The sequence below is a fragment of the Paenibacillus sp. MAHUQ-45 genome, assembly GCF_058133325.1.
Window position 1 is genome coordinate 159,193 of record NZ_JBYUPV010000004.1, and the last position, 20,509, is coordinate 179,701.

Sequence of the window (20,509 nt, forward strand, 5' to 3'; positions counted from 1 at the left end):
CTATTTCAATTAATTTTTATTTAAAATAGTACAGAATGCGCTATAGAAATACCCACTAATCCGATGTATAATTAATGAAATACATACATAAGATGCTTACTTCATGGCTTTATAGTGTGGTTGCAGGCGTAAGATTATTATGAACACAGGGGAGATGAAGAAGATGGCAAAGGGGAAGACATTATCAATCAAGACGATTGTAGCGATCGGCATCGGTTCGGCGCTGTTCGTTATTCTGGGAAGGTTCGGTTCCATCCCAACGGGTATCCCGAATACCAGCATTGAGACCACTTATGCAATACTGGCGCTATTCGCGCTGCTATACGGGCCTACAGCAGGACTGCTGATCGGCTTGATCGGGCACACACTGAAGGATGCAATTTCTTACGGGTCGCCATGGTTCAGTTGGGTTATTGCTTCCGGTGTGGTCGGTCTTATTATTGGACTGATCGTACGCAATATTTCCATTCATGACGGGGAGTTCGGCAGAAAAGAAATCATTCGTTTCAATATTGCTCAGATTATTGCCAACGTTGTCGCCTGGTTACTTGTGGCTCCAGTCCTCGATATCCTTATTTACGCGGAACCAGCCAACAAGGTATTTACACAAGGGATAACAGCCGCTTTGTTTAACATTTTATCTGTAGCCGTAATCGGCACACTGCTTGCCATTGCTTACAGCAAGACAAGAACTAAAAAGGGAAGCTTGACCAAGCAGGCATAATCCCCTACAATCCAAACCAAAGGCCGGTGAGCATCACCGGCTTTTCCATTGCCATTTTAACTAATAATCCCCGTCTGCTACTTATATCAACACTGAGGAAGGTCATGTATGAATGTCGAATAAAGCGGTCATCGAATTTACGAATTTTAGCTTTCAATACAGGGCTCAGACCGAGCCCACATTGCAAGGGATCAACTTAACGATCTATGAAGGAGAGAAGGTATTGATTGTCGGTCCTTCCGGGTCTGGCAAAAGTACGCTAGCCCATGCGATCAACGGGCTGATTCCGTCCTCTTATCCAGGAGAGATCACTGGGTCATTGCGCATTCTGGGCTTGGACCATCAGGATTCAGGCATTGCTGGACTGTCAGAACGGGTTGGAACGGTGCTTCAGGACCCGGACGGCCAATTCGTTGGGCTTACAGTGGGTGAGGACATTGCCTTCAAGCTGGAGAATGAGGCCATTCCCCAGAGCGAGATGAAAGACAGCGTCGCCGCAGCCGCCAGAGCCGTGGATATCTACGACTATCTTGGAGCTTCACCCCAGGAATTATCGGGAGGGCAAAAGCAAAAGACGACGCTCGCCGGGGTACTGGTGGGCAATGTCGATATCCTGTTGTTCGATGAGCCGCTGGCCAGTCTCGATCCCTATACAGGGACCAAAACGATCGAATTAATAGACCGGGTACAGCAGGAGACCGGCAAAACGGTCATTATTATCGAGCACCGGCTGGAGGATGTTCTGCATCGGGCCGTTGACCGCATCATCGTCATTAATGATGGCCAAATTGCCGCAGACCTGCCCGCAGCCGAGCTGCTGAGTTCAGGTATGTTGCCGGAGGCGGGCATCCGCGAGCCGCTGTATTTGACGGCGCTGAAATACGCTGGATGCAGCATTACGCCGGATATTAAGCCCGAGCATATGGATACTCTAAAGCTTGAGGACTGTTCCGAAAAGCTGAGTGGCTGGTACCAGGCCAACGATGCGCAGCCGGAATACCCGGACTGCCCACCTGTATTGGAGCTGCGGGATCTTTCGTTCGGCTATGAGAAGCGCAAGCCGGTACTGCATGGACTATCCCTAACCATCGGCAAGGGCGAAATGGTCGCTATAGCCGGGAAGAATGGGGCAGGCAAGTCGACAGTATCGAAGCTGATCTGTGGCTTTTACCGTCCATCTTCGGGCATGATTCTGATGAACGGACGTGATATTGCTCCCGATACGATCAAAGAACGGGCTGGGCACATTGGCTTCGTGATGCAGAATCCCAATCATATGATCTCGAAGACGCTGCTCTTTGATGAGGTAGCCCTAGGGCTCAAGGTTCGTGGCATGGAGGAGGCGTTCATTCAGGAGCGTGTTCATGAGGTACTGCAGATCTGCGGTCTCTACCCGTTCCGCGCCTGGCCGATTTCGGCACTCAGCTATGGCCAGAAGAAGCGGGTTACTATCGCTTCTATTCTCGTTCTGCAACCGGAGGTCATTATTCTGGATGAACCTACCGCTGGGCAAGATTACCGGCATTATAATGAAATGATGGAATTTCTACTACAGCTGAGCCAGCAAGGCATGACAGTCATTATGATTACACATGACATGCACCTCATGCTGGAATATGCACAGCGGACGATTGTGCTTGCAGACGGAAGAAAGATCGCTGACGACCGCCCGGAATCTGTATTGTCCGATATGGAAGCTGTACGTAACGCCAATCTTAAGGAAACCTCGCTGTACACTTTGGGAGCGAAGGCCGGAATAGAGCAGCCTTCCGAGTTCGTCAGACGGTTCATTGCCTATGATCGGAGGGCGAGACACTGATGAAGGTCAAGATGCTGTCCTACACTGACTTGAACACACCGATTCACCGTTTGACCGGTGCGACCAAGCTGCTGTTCTTTGTGCTGTGGTCCGTCTCTGCGATGATAACTTATGATACGAGAGTTCTGGCTGTCATGCTGCTGTTCAGCTTGATTGCTTTCAAAATGTCACGGGTGCCGTTTCAGGAGTATGCATTTGTTCTATATTTTATCCTGATTTTTTTCGTGCTGAATCATCTGGCGATCTTTCTCTTCTCACCTCTGGAAGGTGTCTCGATCTATGGCACGCGGCATGATATTTTCCATATTGCCGGACGGTATACCGTCACTTGGGAGCAGTTGTTCTATCAATTGAATATTGCTTTGAAATACGCTGTGGTTATTCCGATGGCGCTGCTGTTCTTGCTGACGACAGATCCTAGTGAGTTTGCCGCATCATTGAACCGGATTGGCGTGAATTACCGGATTGCTTATTCCGTCTCGCTGGCGCTGCGTTATATTCCCGACATCCAGCGTGATTATGAGAATATCTCCTTCTCTGCCCAAGCCAGGGGAATTGATACTTCACGCAAGGAAAAGCTGCCTACTCGGCTGAAAAATATCGTATCCATCCTGTTCCCGCTGATTCTAACCAGTGTGGAGCGGATAGACAAGATAAGCACAGCTATGGAGCTGCGCGGTTTTGGTCGAGGCAGCAAACGCACCTGGTATAGCTTGCGTCCGTTCACTAAGAGCGACTACATCGCTTTGGCGCTGATTATCCTCATTGCGGCAGCGTCGGCTGTGATTACGTTCTCTGACGGCTCACGGTTTTATAATATTTTTGTGTAATAATTACCTGATTTTATGAAACTGGACAGAGGGCTGTCTACTTTGACTCTGTATAATTAGCTACAAATACAGAGAAAAGAGGACACAGCCTATGCATACCGAGATTGTTCATAGACCAGAGATGATCCTGACAGGAATAAGCGCACGGACGACCAATGCCGAGGAAGCCGGGCCAAACGGCGTGATTCCGGGACTGTGGGAACAATTCTCCCAAGCTAATCTTGCGGAGGCCACAGGTGCAGCTAACCCTCATCTGACCTATGGGCTGTATACGGATTATGAAAGTGACTTCACAGGTGCTTACACGATTCTTATTGGTCATGAGCACGGAAGCGCCGAGATCCATAAGGAGAGCGGAATTGCCCATGCTATCGTTCCGGGGAGCAGCTATATGGTGTTCACGACTGCAAAAGGGCCGATGGAAGAAGTGGTCCCGCAGGCTTGGGCGGAGATCTGGCAGTATTTCAAGGATTCACCGGAGAAGCGTACGTATACCGGTGACTTTGAAAAGTATGATGCACGCAAGTTTGACTCGGAGGGTGTAGAAGTACAGATTTATATCGCTATAAAATAGAAAAAAACTGCCGGGATTCCCGGCAGCCTAAGGCAGACCTGCGGGTCTGCCTTTTCTTATATAATTCAGCGGTCATATTCTCTTTCCCGCTGCTGCGTGTCCGGCGTCTTACGCTCCGGACCACTCTTGATCGCCCGACAAATATTTCTCGGTCAGGACGGACAACAGGTGTATGCCGACTTCATTCTCTCCACCTTCAGGGATAATGAGATCTGCGTATTTCTTGGAAGGCTCGATAAAAGCTTCGTGCATCGGCTTCACTGTAGTCAGATATTGTTGGTGAATCGACTGGATGGTCCGGCCGCGCTCTTCGATATCGCGAAGTACGCGGCGCAGAATACGTACATCGGGATCGGTATCGACGAAGACTTTGATATCCAGCATGTCCCGCAAATGCTCGTCCGACAACACGTGCAACCCTTCGATGATAACGATGTTGTTCGGCAACAGTTCTTCCGTCTCCGTTGTGGAACGTGCATGAACCGTAAAATCGTATACTGGAGCCTGGGCCGCGAGCCCTTGCTTCAGCTCTTTAAGATGCGCAATCATCAGCTCATTGTCAAAGGCGAATGGATGATCATAGTTGATCAGCGCCCGCTCTTCCATATTGAGATGCGAATGGTCTTTATAGTAATTATCTTGAGATATGAATGTTACTTTGCCCGTCCCAAGCCGGTCTATGACGGAACGAGCCACCGTGGTTTTACCCGATCCGGTGCCGCCGGCGATACCAATAATAAGCATGGCGATTTAATATCCTCCCTAACCATTGCCGTTGCAATTCCAATATTGTAGCACAGCGACAACATTTTTTCATCACGATACGACAAATGAAAACTGGCATTTTTTAAAATACGGCAATATTGAGAAATCGGCCATGCGGAAGGCTGTCACGCAAGTGATTTTTGCATGAAATATAGGGCATTTATTGAAAATAGGTATAAGGGTGATTCCAGCTTGGGTCACAGAAACAGGGTTGCCGGGCGACTGCGCATGGCTGCAATGAGGATAAGCAGGCTAGGGTACTGTGCAAAAGATGTGGACGGCAGGGGATAGATGTTATACTTTGATCAAAGAAATGAGGCGGATAGCCGTAGATCGGGGAGTGGGCAGCATGGAGAACAGTAGTGTGGAAGAACTGAAGACGCAAGCAGAGCTTTTCCTCAGGGTGTGTCATCAAGAATTGGGATCATCTGAAGCGGAGCTGGAGAAGCGTATCCTGGAGGTGCAGGAAGAGATTCGGGCCACTGGCACCTACCGGCATACCGGAGAAGAACTGGCGCATGGAGCGCGTATGGCTTGGCGGAATAACAGCCGCTGTATCGGCCGTCTGTTCTGGCATACGATGGAGGTCATTGACGCCCGTCTGGCAGAGACGGAGGACCAGATTGCAGAAGCGCTGCTTCGGCACATCGAAAGAGCTGGCAACGGAGGCCGCATCCGCTCTGTGATCACTATATTCCGCAGCGGAGAGGAACCGGACAGTCGAATTCGCGTCTGGAATCATCAACTGATCCGTTATGCCGGTTATCCGGCGGAGACACCGGGTGGTGAGCGTTTCGGTGATCCCGCTTCCGATGCTTTTACCGCGGTATGTCGCTCTCTGGGCTGGCAGGGGACAGGCGGTGACTTTGATATTCTGCCGCTGGTGGTCTCGATTGGAGAAGGCAAGCCCCGCTGGTATCCTATTCCAAAGTCTCTCATTAAGGAAGTGCCGCTTACTCATCCCGAGATTGAACGCTTCCCGGAGCTTGGGCTGCGCTGGTATTCGGTACCTATTATCTCGGACATGCAGCTTGAGATCGGCGGTATCCGGTACACGGCGGCTCCTTTTAACGGATGGTATATGGAGACCGAGATCGGCTCCCGTAATCTTGGGGATACTGGAAGGTACAATCGCCTGCCGGCAGTCGCCGATCTGATGGGGCTGGACCGCTCTACGAACACCTCGCTCTGGAAAGACCGGGCCATGCTGGAATTGAACCGTGCGGTGTTACATTCGTTCAAGCAAGCGGGTGTCAGCATCGTGGACCATCATACGGCGGCTGACCAGTTCGTCAGGTTCCAGCAGCAGGAACAGGAAGTGGGCCGTGAGGTCTCCGGCCGCTGGAACTGGCTGATTCCGCCGATGTCGCCTTCGACTACCCCGATCTGGCATGACAGTACCTTGAAGGAGCTGGACCTACGTCCGCGCTTCCGGTATCAAAAGGCCGCTTATGCTGGTTGGTTGGATGGGACTGGACAGGACCAAGATAAGTCTGATAAGACAGAGGCCGAAGACAATGGGGCGGAGCTGGTGTGTCCTTTTCATCATAAGCTTTGAGCTTTCTTACGAGAAAGGCATTACAGAGACGATTCAAGCCATCAAGCGCCGCCAGGCTAAGACAAAGCCCAAGTCCTGAATCCGCTGCTGATCTGCTGAAGTTAGAAATGGTGTTGCGTGATGAACTGTGATAAGATTTAGGTCTATATAGACAGAGGAAGTGAATCTTACCCATGATCAAAATCACCATTCCGACACCGGAAGTTACCATTACCAAACAGGACAACCCTGTACTTAGCAACATCTACGGATTTACTGATTTCCACTTGATCACTCGTGAGCACGGCGGAATTTTTATGTTCTACAATGACAGGGATGAGCTGTTGTTTGTAGGCAAAGCCAGAAAGCTTAGACCGAGAATCAAGAAGCATTTTGAAGACACTGTATCGCCAATCAAGCAGCATCGTGATGAAGTTACCAAGATTGAAGTATGCCTCGTGGAAGATGCGGTGGACAGAGAGATCTATGAGACGTACATCATCAATACCGGAAAAGCCAAATACAATGTAGATAAAGTGTTCTACAAATAATAGGATTTAAACAAAGTAAACGTCAGTCCTTGGGCAGGCGTTTATTTTTTGCGGACCCACGCACTGAAATTGCGGCATCTACGGATTTGCATCAAGCCAGCTTCTGTTATCCTGTCGTTAGCCGATGGATTCACTACGACTGACCTAACACCTGCCGGCAATGAGCCAGCGCACCGTTGAATAAATGAAAAAGAGCTCAGCCACCCCAACTAACGGCATTTTTGTACCTTATATTTGTTAAATATAGAAAAATAACTGGTATAAGGGCATTATTGTATCTTATTTTTGGGAAAAGAACGCTAAAAGGGCCATTTTGGAAGATTTAAGGTACAATATTGCCTTTAATTCAAATAAACCCTTAGCTGCAGATGATTTAGGGTACAAAAATGCTGTTAATTACACTTCAGAGCATCATTATTATGATCTCTCTTTTTTCCAGGCTTTGTTTGTTACTTTAATGAGTTCTAGATAAAAGGAATAGCGGAGCGGGAGATTATGCAGACAGTGGCTCGCCCAGGAAACGTAGCCGCTGCTCTGAAAAACGCACGAATGGGGCTTCACCCAGACAACCGCGACCCGCTCTCCGTAAAGCGCCCTGCCCCCGCGGCGCTAACCGCCCCCCGCATAGCGACCCGCCTTCCGCGCCGCGAATTGCCCCCCTCGCCGCCAACCTCTTGCCCCTATCTCTATACCCGGGAGCGGGTATGGACGCTTTTGTCCAGATTGTTAATAAGCTCTTCTTGTATACCGTGTCCGGTTACTCGGCTGATGGCATAGAGCACAGATCCGGTGACGGGCGTGAAGCGGGGCTCCACGATCGTGTACATTTGGTTGCTGGCTTGCATCAAGAGAGCCGAGAGCTTTTCTGTGAAATAGCTGCTGTTAATGACGCTTCCAATGAATGAGACGAGTACGGTCTCTCCCGCTACAAAAGGTGCAACCAGTTCGATCCCCATTTTAAGCTGATAGATAGCCCGGTCTGAGACCCGTCTTGCCAGGGAACTTCCCTTGAAGGCCGCTTCGGTGATAAAGGGGGCGAACTGTTCGAACTTGCGGTCCCGGTTCCGGCGGTCCTGAGTGAATCCGCTTTGACCAAGCTGCCACAGGTCCTGAACCGTGCCTGCGTCCCAGTGACGGAGCATGTCCCGGGTCAGCTGCTGATCTGTTCCGTCCGCATGCCCTGCCAGCACTTCATATACAGCATCATAAGCCAGGAAGCGGGCTCCGCTGCGCGTATAATGGTGAAAATCATAATTCCGAAGATATTCACCGTCTTCCTTCAAGGCCATAATGATGGAGCCTGTGCCGGAAAGGGCAACGATGCCGGGCTTCGTTAGAAGAGCGCCGTAATGTGCAGCGACCGCATCATTGTAATGCCATTTAGGGCAGTCCAGTCCCTCCACTGCAGTTAGCGCTTTAACCCATTCCAGATCCTCTTCCGAATCGTATCCAGCAATGCCGGCCGCAAGTCCTCTCACATCGCCCAGTGTCCTGCCTGCTACTTGCAAAGCCTCTTGTATCCCTTGTTTTACGTTGTGTGTGGCCTGCAAATCTTTATGTACCCAAGCTGCCCCGCTCTCGACATAAGAGAGAATACGTCCATCCAGGCTACTAACCATTACACGAGTATGGGTGCCTCCACCATCTACTCCGATAACTACTTCCTGATTCTCAAGCATAGGAGCCCTCCTTGGCTATATTCACAACCATTATAGGGGGAAGCGACAGACGATGAAAGGGCCTGAATCTGAAACGATGAATGAAATAGACGGGTTAGTTCACACTAGACACGATGTTGAATTCCCAGTTTAAAGGAGAAGGTATTTCATGAGTAGATGGTTAAAGCTAATATTGCTGTGCGCATTCGTTACAATCAGCGTGAACCCGCCATCGGCTCAAGCGGCAGAGAGTGCGTCTGCTCGTGCGGGGAAGCAATGTGTGAGCCCAGCGAAGGTCAAGCTCAAAGAGGATCTCAGAAAGCTGTGGACCGATCACGTCCTCTGGACAAGAAGCTATATTGTCAGCGCTTTGGCAGGCCTTGAAGACAAGGACGAGACACTGAAGAGATTGCTGAAGAACCAGCAGGATCTCGGAGATGCCTTCAAGCCGTTTTATGGAGAGGCTGCAGGCAATAAGCTGGCTGAGCTGCTGAAGGATCATATCCTGCTAGCCGGCAAGGTTCTTGATGCTGCGAAAGCTGGAAATAAGACCGATCTGGACAAATACAATAAAGAGTGGCACCAAAATGCCGACGAGATCGCCAAATTCCTCAGCAGCCTTAATCCCAATTGGTCAGAAAAGGAGCTGAAGGAGATATTGTACACCCATCTACAATATGTTACGGAAGAGGTGGTCACAAGGCTCGGCAAGAAATGGGGCGCCGATATTGCTGTTTTCGACAAAAATTTAAACCATATGCTCATGCTGTCAGATATCCTCAGCGAGGGTATCGTCAAGCAATTTTCGAAGCAGTTTGAATGAATAAGATCCACATCTAGGCACCCGTAAGGGTGCTTTTTTATAGGGAACATGGCCTAGAAAAAGGCGTTTAGATCCTTCGCTTTGCAAAATAGGTCTTTAGTAACAAATAACAAAGTTAGATATAAAGGCTCACTAATCACCTGATCAATTAAACTATAATAGACTCGTAAAGGGTCGACATATTTTGACATTTATAATTGAGGTGATTGGAATAGATGATTTCTCCCTTTTTTAAAAAGAAAGAATCAGCCGATAAGCAGCAGAGGCCAGATATGGTTCAAAAGATGCAAATTGCCGAAGAATCTGAAATCGAAACAGAGATCGTGGATGTCGTAGAGCAGCCAGTGGGTATGATTTCGACAGGTAAAGCGCAGCTTGATAAAAAATCGCTTGATTTGATCTTTGCCGTAGAGCAGATGATTCAGGCCAGACAGCATGCCGAGACGAACATTCATGAGCTTCAGGATCGCCTTACACATACGAACGGGCATGTAGAGCGACTCAACCGGGACATTAAGAATCTTAGCAAGGTCATCGAAGAAAGAGAAAAGAACGTTATGGAGCTTGAGAAGAAGCTGATCGAAAAGAATCTGAAGGTTGATCAGGTGCTGGAAGATTACCGGGAGCTTCAGGCGTCCCTGTCTACCGAAATCGACGAGCTCAAGAATAACATTGACCTGGAGCAACAGAAATATGTGAATCTAGTGCAGAAGCACAATGAAGCACATGCGGAAAAACTCAAGAAAATGAATGAGCTGGAAGAGAAGATGGGACGTCTGGAAACCGAGAATGCTCATCTGAAACAGAAATACGACACCGTGCGGCAAGAAAAAACCTACCTCTCAAATATGATCAGCGACTTTACCAACCGTATGTCGATACCTTTTGGTAACACGAGTAACGAGCGCAAAGAAGGAAACGGGGACGCATAGACGCTATGTCTGTAAGTGAAACCAGTAGCACGGTAATGATAGAGCTATTGTCGCTTGGTCAGGGACCAAACGGTTATGAGATTGAGGTAGGCTTAACGGACGGTAACGGGTATCATACACGTATTCTTGAACTGGATGAATATACATATAGCCAATTGAATGCACTGGGGCCCTTTGACTCGGACAGAGTGAGATTATCACTGTACCCCAAATGGGACCCATTTCGGAATATATATTTCAGTACGCTCATCAGAATGAAGTCTACCTTCAATGAGACGCTTTATTTTGCTTGTTCCCAGTATTATGTGTCACAGCTGAATCAATTGAGAGCAATAGAACGTATTGACCAAGCGGAGGAGACGGTGCCTGAGCTTCTGCAGATGCCATTCCAAAGAGAACGGATAAGCAGTGTTGCTGATTATGTAAAATCGCGAGCTAAATCGCTCGTGAAGCGGCGTATAGGCCCTGTTGTACTACTCGCCTTAGTGTGTATTCTATTGCTGTTGTCCCCCTTACGCGAAGACCGAGCGCTATCGGTCAAGAATGAAGAGGCACTCGAGCACTCTGAAATTACAGAGCAGCCGAAGGCCAGCTTTCCTGTGCCTGCTCTTCCTGATCCAAACAATGCCTCCAACAATGCTCCACTCCCTCCCTCTACAGAACCTGAAGTTCCTCCGCAAGCGTCCCAGAAACCCCAGAAACAGGCTCTGCCAATTGAAGAGGTTGTCATAGACAAGGGCAAGTATACCTCTAAACTGCCCAAGGGATACGTTGCGTTGTCCTTTGACGACGGGCCATCCAAGTATACCCAGGAGATCGTGGATATTCTGGTGGAGCATGGTGTGGCAGCGACCTTTCTGTTTATAGGGAAAAATGTGGTGCATCATCCCGATGAGGCTAGATATGCCTTGGCCAAGGGGATGACAATTGGCAATCATTCCTGGGACCATAGCAAGCTGACGGCGAACAGCGAAGCCGTGAATAAGGCGAACCTGATGAAGGCTAATCAAGCGCTGCAAAAGATTACAGGTGCGCCGATTTCCCTCTTCCGTCCGCCTTATGGAGCCATAGATGCCAAGGTATCCCGTAAGGTGACGGAGCAGCAGATGAAGGTTCTCATGTGGAATCGAGACACGGAGGATTGGCGGAAGAAGGCACCGGAAGACCTGATTCAGTATTTCCATAACGTTGATCCCTCTGGGGCGATCTTCCTCCTGCATGAGAAGAAAATAACGGTGGAAGCTTTGCCTGAAATTATCGAGTACCTGATAGCGAAGGATCTGAAATTTGTTATATTCAAGTAGCAAAAGTTAAGAAGCGTATCCGTGAATTTTCCGGATACGCTTCTTAGCATTAAAACAATGGATTCTTCAGGAACACGATAGGGCTAAAATTGTAAGGCAGCAGCGGTATCCACCTGCTCTATTGCCGCAGGATCGGCTGCCAGCAGCTGGTCATAAACGGTTTGGTCGAGATCTGCGTTCGACCTTTTCAGGGCGGCGAGATACCAGCGAGCCATTTCACGATTTGTAGCGTCACTGTAATCTTCGGTCAGACCTGATTTGAAAGTAGCGGCTGCGTCTTGCAGCTTCCCGGTAATCATTTTCATTTTGCCGACATTCAGCGTAATAGCAGGAGGAATAGCTAGCTGTTTCCCCTGAAGCTCTTCAGGCGAAAGTGTCTTCTGGTATTCCAGATCGGCAACAATTTGGCTGTATGCTTGAAGTCCGACGCTTAAATTGGCCTCCATATTGTCTTCATCTTCCCTCTTGAATGCAGCTAGTTCCAACTCATAGGCACGGCTGATTAGTGTGTCGTACCAATCCATTTCCCAGAGATTGCTGCTGGATAAGAGATCGGCGTAAGCCTCATTGAATCCAAGCTCTAGTGTGGCTTCTGCTTTTTCCGGTTCACCGGTCAACAACTGCATTTTACCTACATTCAATGCAATGGTCGGTGTGACAGAGTATGGACGTCCTTGCAATTGCTCCGGAGGTAATGTCTTCAAATACTCTACGCCAGCGAGCACCTTAGCATAGGCTTCAAGGCCGGTGTTGAAGTATGCTTGTTTTCTAGCGTCGTCCTTCAGGGTATTGGCCTCAGCCCCCATGGCGAAAGAGCGACTGATTAATGTATCAATCCATTTAATATCCCAGACGAAATCTTTAGCATGATCACGATACACGCCTAGGGCTAGATCACCTTGACCTTTGAGGTCATAGTAAGCGGCCAATTGGGTCAGTAGCTGCTTGTTGTAAGGCTCGTTCTTGAGCGCTCTCATAACTAATTGATAGGACTCGTCAAGGAACTGCTCGTTCAAAGTCTGATTAAATACCTGCTGATCGAGAGAAGAGAGATATAATGTCGCTTCAGGGTGACCCGGGCGCTGATTCAGTACCTTAATGAACGGTTCCTTGATTTCTTCGTACATCTGGCTGACACGAAGCAGCTGTTTACCTTTGGCAAGCGCATTGGTTGAACTGATATAACCGACCAGGATGAACAGCAGAATTAATGAGCCTGCTCCGAGCACGGAGAAATACCCCCAGCGCAGCCATTGCTTATTCCAGTTTCGCTTTAGCGGCTTGCTGTCCATCGCTACGGCCATTCCAGCCAAGCCGATGAAGACCAATATGCCCATAAAGGCATAGCTTAAATTGAAGTCGAGCAGACTGTGAAGCAGGATAGACAGTGCAATAATGAGATAGAAGAAGCCATTGGTGAATTCGTCTTTTTCTCTTTTTACATAGCCCAGAATGTATTTATAGAAAATATAAAGAATAAAGCCCATGAAAATGATAAATCCCAGAATGCCAACCTCTATCAGATACTGCAGGAAAAAGTTATGTACCTGGAAGCTGATATAGGGGTTGTTCTGGTAATGTTCATATAGAGCGGCCCAGCCTCCCCCTCCGGCACCGAGCACCGGATAATCCTTCATAACCTTTACTGCATCCTTATAAAAGGTAATCCGTTCAAGCACACTATGCTGATTAAAATTAATATTCTCAAGCCGCGTCTCCATATTGGCCGGCAGAATATGCTTCATGCTGGTGCTGATAAACAGGAAGGCGATGACTCCGACTAACAGTACGGATCCCAGTGGAATCCACAGTCCAGACCATCTGCGTGAATCCAGTCTGCGTAGCTTATCTCCTAACCGGGGTGCGACATGACGCTGAATTAGCCAGCTTAACGCGGTAGAGACCAGGGAGCCTCCCAGGAGATATCCCCATCCCTTTAGAGCGGCGGAAGAGGTGTATACCTCATTTAGTGCAATACCTGCGCTTGTGACAGGTGCAGCAATAATTAGTGAGATGATACCGGCGATGCCAAGATGTACGATCCATAGGATCTGCTGCAAAGGCTTCAGGAACAGGAGCAGCAGGATGAAAACAACCGGCAGCATGACCAGTCCACCGCGTGATAGCGTTAGCAGGATGGACACGATGATGGGGACCAGCATAAATCCGTGAGCCAGCCTAGCATATCTCTTTCGGGTACGAATCAGGGCGAATAAGGCCACGAAGAGGAAGGCCATCAGGAAGGCTGCATATGTATTGGCGTATTGAAAAATGGAAGTCAGTCGCAAGCCGTTGGAGTCGATCATTACCGCATCGTTATATTTTCCTTCGTATACAGTTCCAGAGAACCAGCCAACCAGAGAGCCGGCCAGTTTCCAGCTTCCCAGCCAGTTCAGTAGTCCGAAGGCTACGATAAAATAAGCGATAGCAAGCAGGCTATGCTGGAGAATAATGTTTATCCTTACTTGCTTCAGCAGGTAGACTGAAATTATGAATATCGCTGCAAACATGCTCTGGATGAACATCATATTCATAGCTGTATAATTGGACACGGCAACGAATAAGGACAGGTTGTATGTAACCGGCAGCAGCACAGCAGCCAAAGGGATGAGATCACGCTGCTCGGTTATTTTGAATTTGGCAGCATCCAGAGCGATCCAGCCCAGCAGCATCAAGAGGCTTATTAAGGCAGCTATATACAGAGGTTTCTCAAAATCCGCCCTAAGCCCATTAAATAAACCGATTTGAAAAGGGGTCCAGACTAAGAATAGGATAAATGCAACAACCAGGGCCCATATCGGGCTTGCAATCTTTACAGAGCTTTTAAGCTTCACTGCATTTTTACCGTACACAGGATTTGGCACGTAAACAATCTCCTTTTCTTGTAGATATTACAATACTTTATCATACTTATATTTACATAGTCTTCTAATAAATGTTTTTTTGTGTAATTCTAATAAGTTCGCAGGCTTTTGTTTACTACCCTTGTTTTAATAAAAAAAATTTGAGACAATAAATAGGCATTGTTAGCCTGGCTGGAACACGCTAGAATAGACTGGACTTTATGTGTTGAAAAGAGGATAACCAATGAATAAAGAATCCATTTATGGATTGACTTTTGAACAACTGACGTCATGGCTGCTGGAACATGGGCATAAGAAATTCCGGGCCACCCAGGTGTGGGAATGGCTGTACCGGAAACGGGTCACAGACTTCGCCGAGATGACGGATGTAAATACAGACTGTATCGCCCTGCTGGCTGACCACTTCGTGATTCGTACGATGGAAGAGCATGTGAAGCAGGAATCTACAGATGGCACGATCAAGTTCTTGTTCCGTTTGAAGGATGGCAACCTGATTGAGACTGTACTCATGCGGCAAAAATATGGCTTGTCTGTCTGTGTAACCACACAGGTGGGCTGCAATATTGGTTGTAGTTTCTGTGCCAGCGGACTATTGGCCAAGAGCCGGGACCTCTCAGCTGGAGAAATTGTAGAGCAAATCATGAAGGTGCAACTCGATCTCGACAGTAAAGGAAAAGGCGAGCGAGTAAGCCATGTGGTCGTGATGGGGATTGGTGAGCCGTTCGATAACTTTAAGAACATGGTCGACTTCCTTGGAGTCATCAAGGATCATAAGGGCTTGGCGATTGCCGGAAAAGGCATCACAGTATCGACAAGTGGTCTGGCCGATAAGATCAGAGAATTCGCCGACGCCAATCTTCAGGTGAACCTTGCTGTGTCTTTGCATGCGCCTAACAATGAGCTACGGACACGGATTATGAAGATTAACCGCGCCATTCCGTTGGAGAAATTGATGCCTGCCATCGATTATTATCTGGAGAAGACCAATCGGAGACTTACGCTGGAGTACATTCTGTTAAAGGATGTGAATGACCAGCGGGAGCAAGCGCTGGAGCTGACGGAACTGATCGGGGATCGGAGACAGCTCGTCAACGTGAACTTGATCCCGTACAATCCGGTGGATGAGCATGGCCAGTATCAGAGACCTGAGCGGGAAACGGTGCGCGCGTTTTTTGATACACTCAAGAAACAGGGCGTTAGCGTCAGCACCCGTCTGGAGCACGGAACCGATATTGATGCTGCTTGCGGTCAGCTGCGCAGTAAGCAGATCAAGAAGACTAAAGAAGGCAAGTCTGCACAGGATACAGTTGCGGCTGGCTAAGCATGATATTGCGGGCGTCCCTTCGGGGACGTCTTTTATTATGCCTAAACACAGATGCTGTCTGTGCTCAAGAAGACATCAGAACTTATGGATACTCAACCCCGTTTGCCGCCCAGCGGATGTTAGGTTATGATACAGGTAAGCGGCAGTTACGAGGAAAAGAGGCTGATGGAGCAGTGTTAACAGTTAAAAGCTACATAGTGGAACATATCAAGGACCCGTTCGGAATTATTTCCGGCAAACGATATGAGTTTATGGTTCATCTGGATATTGACGAGGACGATGAGTTGTATGTGGACGGCGGCGTTACCGCACGGACCATTGTGAAGGTCGAAGATGATGTTACCAGTATCGTGACCTATGATCTGCTGGGGACGACAACTCACCAGATTCTGGAGTTCGACCTGGAAGAAGATGAGGAAGCAGAGCTGCTGCAGTTCTGCAAAGACAACTTGCCGGAAGCATAAGGCATAACGACAAGACAATCACAAGAGCGCCCCGGGCAGGATGCCCGGGGCGCTTTAACGTCATCAGGACTTAGAGGCAGTCGCTGACATAATGATGAATTTGCCGGTTCCACCAGGGCCAGTCATGGTCGACATCTGTGCCCCAATAGTCGATACGTGCCGGGATCTCCTTGCGTTCCAGCAGATCCTGTAGCAGGTGTGTCTCTTCCAGCATCTCGTCTTCATAAGCACCCTGGCCGCAGCAAATGATGATGCTGCTGTGCCTGTACTGGTTCAGGTAATAGTCATCGTGCAGTTGGGGCAGATAGTCCAGTGGTGAGTTGAAATAGACAGATTCACTTACATAATCCCCAAAGAAATATCTTGTAGAGTAAACCCCGCTAAGGGCAATCAAGGTATCGAAATATTGCGGATAACGGAAGAAGAAGTTGCCGCTGTAATAAGCGCCCATGGAGCAGCCGGAGATCAGGATGCGCTGCTCGTCACCGCCGTTATTCCATTTGCTCTGCTGAAGGATACCAGGTACTAGCTCTTGAGTAATGTACTTATCGTATTGCTCATGTCTGGCGACCCTGTCTTCAATATTCCAGTGCGTAGAGAAAAAGGTCTCCTCATCAATGCTGTCGCAGGCCCAAATCTGCAATTTTCCGGCATCGATAAATTCCCGGAGCGTGTTCACCATGCCAGAGTCTTCATATTGATAGAATCTGCCCAGCGAGGTGGGGAATACCAGCATCGGCTTGCCGGTATGGCCATAGATTTTATACTCCATATCACGGTTCAGAAAATGACTGTACTCTTTATGATAGCTTATCCTCATCCTCACACTCCCTGTTCTTCTTGTTGGATATAGCGGACAATCTGTCTGATCTTATCCAGATCTTCTGCACGGAATTGATAGGCGCTGTTCCCTGAGGCCCTGCTAAATACCTCCTCGATCACATTGAAATGGACGATATTTGCGCCAAAGGTGGCCAGAATATCTTCATGGCTATAAGTATAGGTTTTGTGATTTTTACGGCTGGCATAACCGGTGTAGTATTTGCCTTCGTAGGGACCACCAACCTCGTTATGGACAATCATGGAGGCCCATTCCTTGTATACATCGATATCATGAGTGTAGTTGATAGCATCCGTCATCCAGGCTCCGGGCGGCCGCATGTTGACCTCCAACGCAATGATCCGGCCATCCTTGTTCGATTTGAACAACTCAATATGGAAGAAGCGTTCGCGAATATCGAAAGCCTTCAGAATACTCTTGCCTGCCTGCTCCACATCCGGACTGATGTACTTGAGGCAGAAGTAGAAGAGATGATCATCATTGTTGACGACGTCCATGACACTTTGCTCAAAACGGTGGCTAGTCGCAAAACGCACGGTCCCATTAATATCGACCAGTCCGTCATAGGTGAGGATGATGCCGTCGATGAATTCCTCGATGATAAAAGCCACGTCCCCGGGCTTAGTTGCAAAAAATTCGTTCAGTTCTTCTTCATTGCTGATCTTGTAAGTCATGCTGGCTCCTGAACCAAGGTCAGGCTTAACGACCAGAGGGAAATCGACGGTCTGAAGGAAGGGATCAATGTCAGCATGGGTGGTTCCTGTAGAGAACTGCACGGTACTTACACCGCTTTTATGAAAAAACTCTTTCATCTTGGACTTTTGCTTTAGGTTATACACAAAATCCGTTTTGGTGCCATAGATATTGAAATCGGTTCGAATGCGGGCGTCCTGTTCCAGCCAGTATTCGTTCAGGGATTCGAAGCGGTCGATTTTGCCGTATTTATGGGTGAAGTACCCTACGGCCCGCAGAATCTCATCATAATTCTCCAGATCCCTTACCTTGTAATACTCTGTAAGCGAGGTTGTCAGCTTGTCCTCCAAGTGGGCATACTCGACATCGCCAATCCCTAACACAGTTGCTCCCTGTTCATGTAGATGGTAACAAAACTCTGTGCTGTTCTTCGGGAAGTGAGGGGAGAAAAATACAAAATTCATGATAACAACCCCTTTAGCTTAAAAGTATTAATTCCGAGTTGAATTGTATGATTTAGATTCAATCTACCAGCTTCGTCCTGATCCGTCAATGCTCATTCACCGGTATTCTTGCTCTTGCTTTGCTATTGCAGCACGATCTTATAATCCTTGGCCAAGTACTGATGGATTATCTTGAAATCGGCCGGTGTCAGGTCAACCAGCCGCTTATTCTTTTCTCGTCCTAAAATAATCCCAATCGTTTGTGCGGCAAGCGCTGTGGTTGGCATAATTCTGGCGCTGCCGTATGCCTTGATGGCAGCACCGACATTTTTTCCAGTTACCAGCACATTATCATAGGATTTCAGCTCGAACGAACGCAGCGGGAGGCCGTAACGATCCGGCTTGCCGAAGCCGATGCCGGTTGGAATGGCCCGCGTACCTTGCAGATCTATCGAATAGCCGCCGATGCTGACATTATCCCAGAACATCTTGCTGTCCATGAGATCAGGGTAGTCCAGAACATATTTCGTCTCGAACCGGTTATAGTCGCGGATGTACAGATAGTCAGGGAAGCCGTTCAGCTCCGCCTTGGCGAAACCAGGGATATTGGCCCGCAGGAAACTCAAGATGTGCGGCGCTTCAGCACGGCCTTTGGCTACCGCACCCTGTACAGAGATGGGGTCAGCAGGATCGACATCATAAATGAGCAGAGCGTTGATGATGGCCTGGCCATCCTTCTGATAGGTTACGTTCAGCCCGCGCAGCTTCAATAGCGTAGTTAGTGCCTTGTACTGGCTGGTAATGTTGCTGAAGCCGGTGGCAAATTGCCAGTCTACATAGGTGTTAGGACCATATTTTTTGGCCACGTTGGTTAATGGATAGTCTTTCAAAACAGCCTGGTGCAGCTTGCCCCAATCCACATTCTTAAAGTTCAGCATATAAGTAGCTGCCATGTAATCCGGCTTTTTGCCGTTGTACAGGGTTTCCATTCCGGGGATACGCTTGCCAGCAAGCTTACCGGATAGGGCATTGAAGTCTGTATTTTCCACCCAGTATCTGGAGGTGACGTTAGTTTTGGAACCGTCCTTGAGACGGTAAGTCAGGGATTGCAGGGACTTATCCTTGGCACCACTCAAGGTGGACACGGAATCAATGGTGATGCCGCTCTTCAGCGGAATGCCTTGGAGTAATTTCTCATAATAGAGCTCGAAATCGGCAGCCTTGCGGATCTTGCCTTTCTTGTAGTCATTGAAGAGGTTCTTGATCTCGCCTTGAACCAGGTTCTTCTTGCTGTTGTCGTTCACATCATCCAGGAAAAACATCTGACCCTGAATTAATTCGCCGCCCGGACGATTGCGCGGGTCTAGAATCAGTACGTTCAATCCCTGATTCCGCGCCTCTCTGGCCAGCAGGACGCCCTGAATTTCGCTTCCAATCACAACGACATCATACTGGGCAGATCCTGAACTGGATGCTGAAGCGACCTGGGTCGTTGAGGAGAGAGGAATAGGGGTGAGCAGCGACAGAATAAGTGTAATAAGCAGCCATCCATAAGTCTTCTTGAGCTTGCTTTTAGTCGGTTTGAGATTCACATGCCATACTCCTTACTGTAGTTATTTTAGAGGCATATTCCTGGAAACGTGGAACATTCATGCGACTATGGTACAGTAAGTTTATACTTTCCAGCAGACGGAAAGTTCTTGCAAAGATTTTAAATCGTAGATTATCGTCTGGTTTCGCGTTTTCTTTTCGCAAGTTTGGCCAATATAGGTTACACTACAGTAAAGGAAAGCCAAATAGGAGTTGTAGAATATGTCCAATGAAGAGGTATTGTTAACCAAAGAAGGGTTGGCCAAGCTGGAAGATGAGCTCAGAGACCTGAAGACCGTCAAGCGGAAGGAACTGGCCGCACGTCTGAAGCTGGCAATCAGCTATGGGGACTTGAAGGAGAACAGCGAATACCACTCTGCGAAGGAAGACCAGTCGTTCATGGAGACTCGGATCATGATTTTGGAGAAGATGCTGACTAAGGCCCGGATCGTGGATGAGAGCAGTGTGGATCTCTCCGCGGTTAGTGTAGGGGCGACGGTCACGCTGAACGATATTGAATATGCGGAGAAAATCGACTATAAGATCGTCGGCCCAGCCGAGGCAGATGTGCTGGACAACAAGCTGTCCTATGAGAGTCCTCTAGGCAAGGAATTGCTGGGAAAGAAAGTCGGCGATGTTATCCACGTTAATGCACCTGCTGGCGTCATCAAGTACGAATTGCTTGAAATTAAAATGGTATAACCGACTCCCGGGAACTCTGGATCAGAGCCCCGGGAGTTTGTTTTTAGAGCAGGGGATAACCATGTTTTGCG

19 protein-coding genes are annotated in these 20,509 nt (G+C 48.4%); 12 read left to right on the forward strand and 7 right to left on the reverse strand.

Going from position 1 to position 20,509, the window contains the following annotated elements:
• The first annotated feature begins 154 nt into the window (after positions 1–154).
• From AC3Y23_RS11540 to AC3Y23_RS11555, 4 genes are all read left to right on the forward strand, one after another.
• Positions 155–724 (forward strand): ECF-type riboflavin transporter substrate-binding protein, encoded by a 570-nt coding sequence (locus AC3Y23_RS11540; RefSeq protein WP_379198872.1) that lies wholly within the window; start codon positions 155–157, stop codon positions 722–724.
• Between the two features lie 112 nt (positions 725–836).
• A complete protein-coding gene (locus tag AC3Y23_RS11545; RefSeq protein ID WP_379198874.1) occupies positions 837–2,543 on the forward strand; it encodes an ABC transporter ATP-binding protein in 1,707 nt (568 codons plus the stop codon).
• Positions 2,543–3,373 carry an energy-coupling factor transporter transmembrane component T family protein gene (locus AC3Y23_RS11550; RefSeq protein WP_379198876.1) on the forward strand — a complete coding sequence of 277 codons (831 nt, stop codon included), beginning with the start codon at positions 2,543–2,545 and terminating at the stop codon, positions 3,371–3,373. Before AC3Y23_RS11545 ends, AC3Y23_RS11550 begins: the two co-directional genes overlap by 1 nt.
• A 91-nt stretch (positions 3,374–3,464) precedes the next feature.
• Positions 3,465–3,947, forward strand: coding sequence for a GyrI-like domain-containing protein (locus tag AC3Y23_RS11555; RefSeq protein WP_379198878.1), 483 nt, complete (start codon positions 3,465–3,467; stop codon positions 3,945–3,947).
• 108 nt (positions 3,948–4,055) lie between these two features.
• Here the strand turns inward: AC3Y23_RS11555 and udk are convergent, their stop codons facing one another.
• On the reverse strand, positions 4,056–4,691 hold the full coding sequence (gene udk / locus AC3Y23_RS11560) for a uridine kinase (RefSeq protein ID WP_379198880.1): 636 nt from the start codon (positions 4,689–4,691) through the stop codon (positions 4,056–4,058).
• 370 nt (positions 4,692–5,061) lie between these two features.
• Here udk and AC3Y23_RS11565 point away from each other — a divergent pair, with 370 nt between their 5' ends.
• Both AC3Y23_RS11565 and AC3Y23_RS11570 read left to right on the forward strand, forming a co-directional pair.
• Positions 5,062–6,270 (forward strand): nitric oxide synthase oxygenase, encoded by a 1,209-nt coding sequence (locus tag AC3Y23_RS11565; RefSeq protein WP_379199351.1) that lies wholly within the window; start codon positions 5,062–5,064, stop codon positions 6,268–6,270.
• A gap of 173 nt (positions 6,271–6,443) precedes the next feature.
• The gene (locus tag AC3Y23_RS11570) at positions 6,444–6,800 is read left to right on the forward strand and encodes a nucleotide excision repair endonuclease (RefSeq protein ID WP_379198882.1); all 357 of its coding nucleotides are present in this window, start codon (positions 6,444–6,446) and stop codon (positions 6,798–6,800) included.
• A gap of 493 nt (positions 6,801–7,293) precedes the next feature.
• On the opposite strand, the gene AC3Y23_RS11575 is transcribed toward AC3Y23_RS11570, so the two are convergent.
• The gene (locus AC3Y23_RS11575) at positions 7,294–7,470 is read right to left on the reverse strand and encodes a hypothetical protein (RefSeq protein WP_379198884.1); all 177 of its coding nucleotides are present in this window, start codon (positions 7,468–7,470) and stop codon (positions 7,294–7,296) included.
• 16 nt (positions 7,471–7,486) lie between these two features.
• Complete coding sequence (locus AC3Y23_RS11580; protein WP_379198886.1) at positions 7,487–8,479, reverse strand: BadF/BadG/BcrA/BcrD ATPase family protein; 993 nt, start codon at positions 8,477–8,479, stop codon at positions 7,487–7,489.
• Between the two features lie 148 nt (positions 8,480–8,627).
• Between AC3Y23_RS11580 and AC3Y23_RS11585 the strand changes: the two genes are divergently transcribed.
• The 3 genes from AC3Y23_RS11585 to AC3Y23_RS11595 all read left to right on the forward strand — a co-directional run bounded on the left by AC3Y23_RS11585 (position 8,628) and on the right by AC3Y23_RS11595 (position 11,517).
• Positions 8,628–9,281 carry a glycosyltransferase gene (locus AC3Y23_RS11585; RefSeq protein WP_379198888.1) on the forward strand — a complete coding sequence of 218 codons (654 nt, stop codon included), beginning with the start codon at positions 8,628–8,630 and terminating at the stop codon, positions 9,279–9,281.
• Between the two features lie 272 nt (positions 9,282–9,553).
• The gene (locus AC3Y23_RS11590; protein WP_379198890.1) at positions 9,554–10,213 is read left to right on the forward strand and encodes a hypothetical protein; all 660 of its coding nucleotides are present in this window, start codon (positions 9,554–9,556) and stop codon (positions 10,211–10,213) included.
• A gap of 5 nt (positions 10,214–10,218) precedes the next feature.
• Entirely contained in the window at positions 10,219–11,517 is a 1,299-nt protein-coding gene (locus AC3Y23_RS11595; protein ID WP_379198892.1) for a polysaccharide deacetylase family protein, read from the forward strand.
• Between the two features lie 83 nt (positions 11,518–11,600).
• Here AC3Y23_RS11595 and AC3Y23_RS11600 read toward each other — a convergent pair whose 3' ends face one another.
• Positions 11,601–14,381, reverse strand: a complete 2,781-nt coding sequence (locus AC3Y23_RS11600) for an O-antigen ligase family protein (RefSeq protein WP_379198894.1) — start codon at positions 14,379–14,381, stop codon at positions 11,601–11,603.
• A gap of 223 nt (positions 14,382–14,604) precedes the next feature.
• Between AC3Y23_RS11600 and rlmN the strand changes: the two genes are divergently transcribed.
• Complete coding sequence (rlmN, locus tag AC3Y23_RS11605) at positions 14,605–15,702, forward strand: dual-specificity RNA methyltransferase RlmN (protein ID WP_379198896.1); 1,098 nt, start codon at positions 14,605–14,607, stop codon at positions 15,700–15,702.
• Positions 15,703–15,902: 200 nt separating this feature from the next.
• Entirely contained in the window at positions 15,903–16,169 is a 267-nt protein-coding gene (locus tag AC3Y23_RS11610) for a DUF6509 family protein (RefSeq protein ID WP_379198898.1), read from the forward strand.
• A 70-nt stretch (positions 16,170–16,239) separates the two neighbouring features.
• On the opposite strand, the gene AC3Y23_RS11615 is transcribed toward AC3Y23_RS11610, so the two are convergent.
• The 3 genes from AC3Y23_RS11615 to AC3Y23_RS11625 all read right to left on the reverse strand — a co-directional run bounded on the left by AC3Y23_RS11615 (position 16,240) and on the right by AC3Y23_RS11625 (position 19,738).
• Positions 16,240–16,989 carry an esterase family protein gene (locus AC3Y23_RS11615; protein WP_379198900.1) on the reverse strand — a complete coding sequence of 250 codons (750 nt, stop codon included), beginning with the start codon at positions 16,987–16,989 and terminating at the stop codon, positions 16,240–16,242.
• Positions 16,990–16,991: 2 nt separating this feature from the next.
• The gene (locus AC3Y23_RS11620) at positions 16,992–18,167 is read right to left on the reverse strand and encodes an ATP-grasp domain-containing protein (protein WP_379198902.1); all 1,176 of its coding nucleotides are present in this window, start codon (positions 18,165–18,167) and stop codon (positions 16,992–16,994) included.
• A 122-nt stretch (positions 18,168–18,289) separates the two neighbouring features.
• Positions 18,290–19,738 carry an FAD-dependent oxidoreductase gene (locus tag AC3Y23_RS11625; protein WP_379198904.1) on the reverse strand — a complete coding sequence of 483 codons (1,449 nt, stop codon included), beginning with the start codon at positions 19,736–19,738 and terminating at the stop codon, positions 18,290–18,292.
• Positions 19,739–19,958: 220 nt separating this feature from the next.
• Between AC3Y23_RS11625 and greA the strand changes: the two genes are divergently transcribed.
• A complete protein-coding gene (gene greA, locus AC3Y23_RS11630) occupies positions 19,959–20,438 on the forward strand; it encodes a transcription elongation factor GreA (RefSeq protein ID WP_379198906.1) in 480 nt (159 codons plus the stop codon).
• Positions 20,439–20,509: the final 71 nt, after the last annotated feature.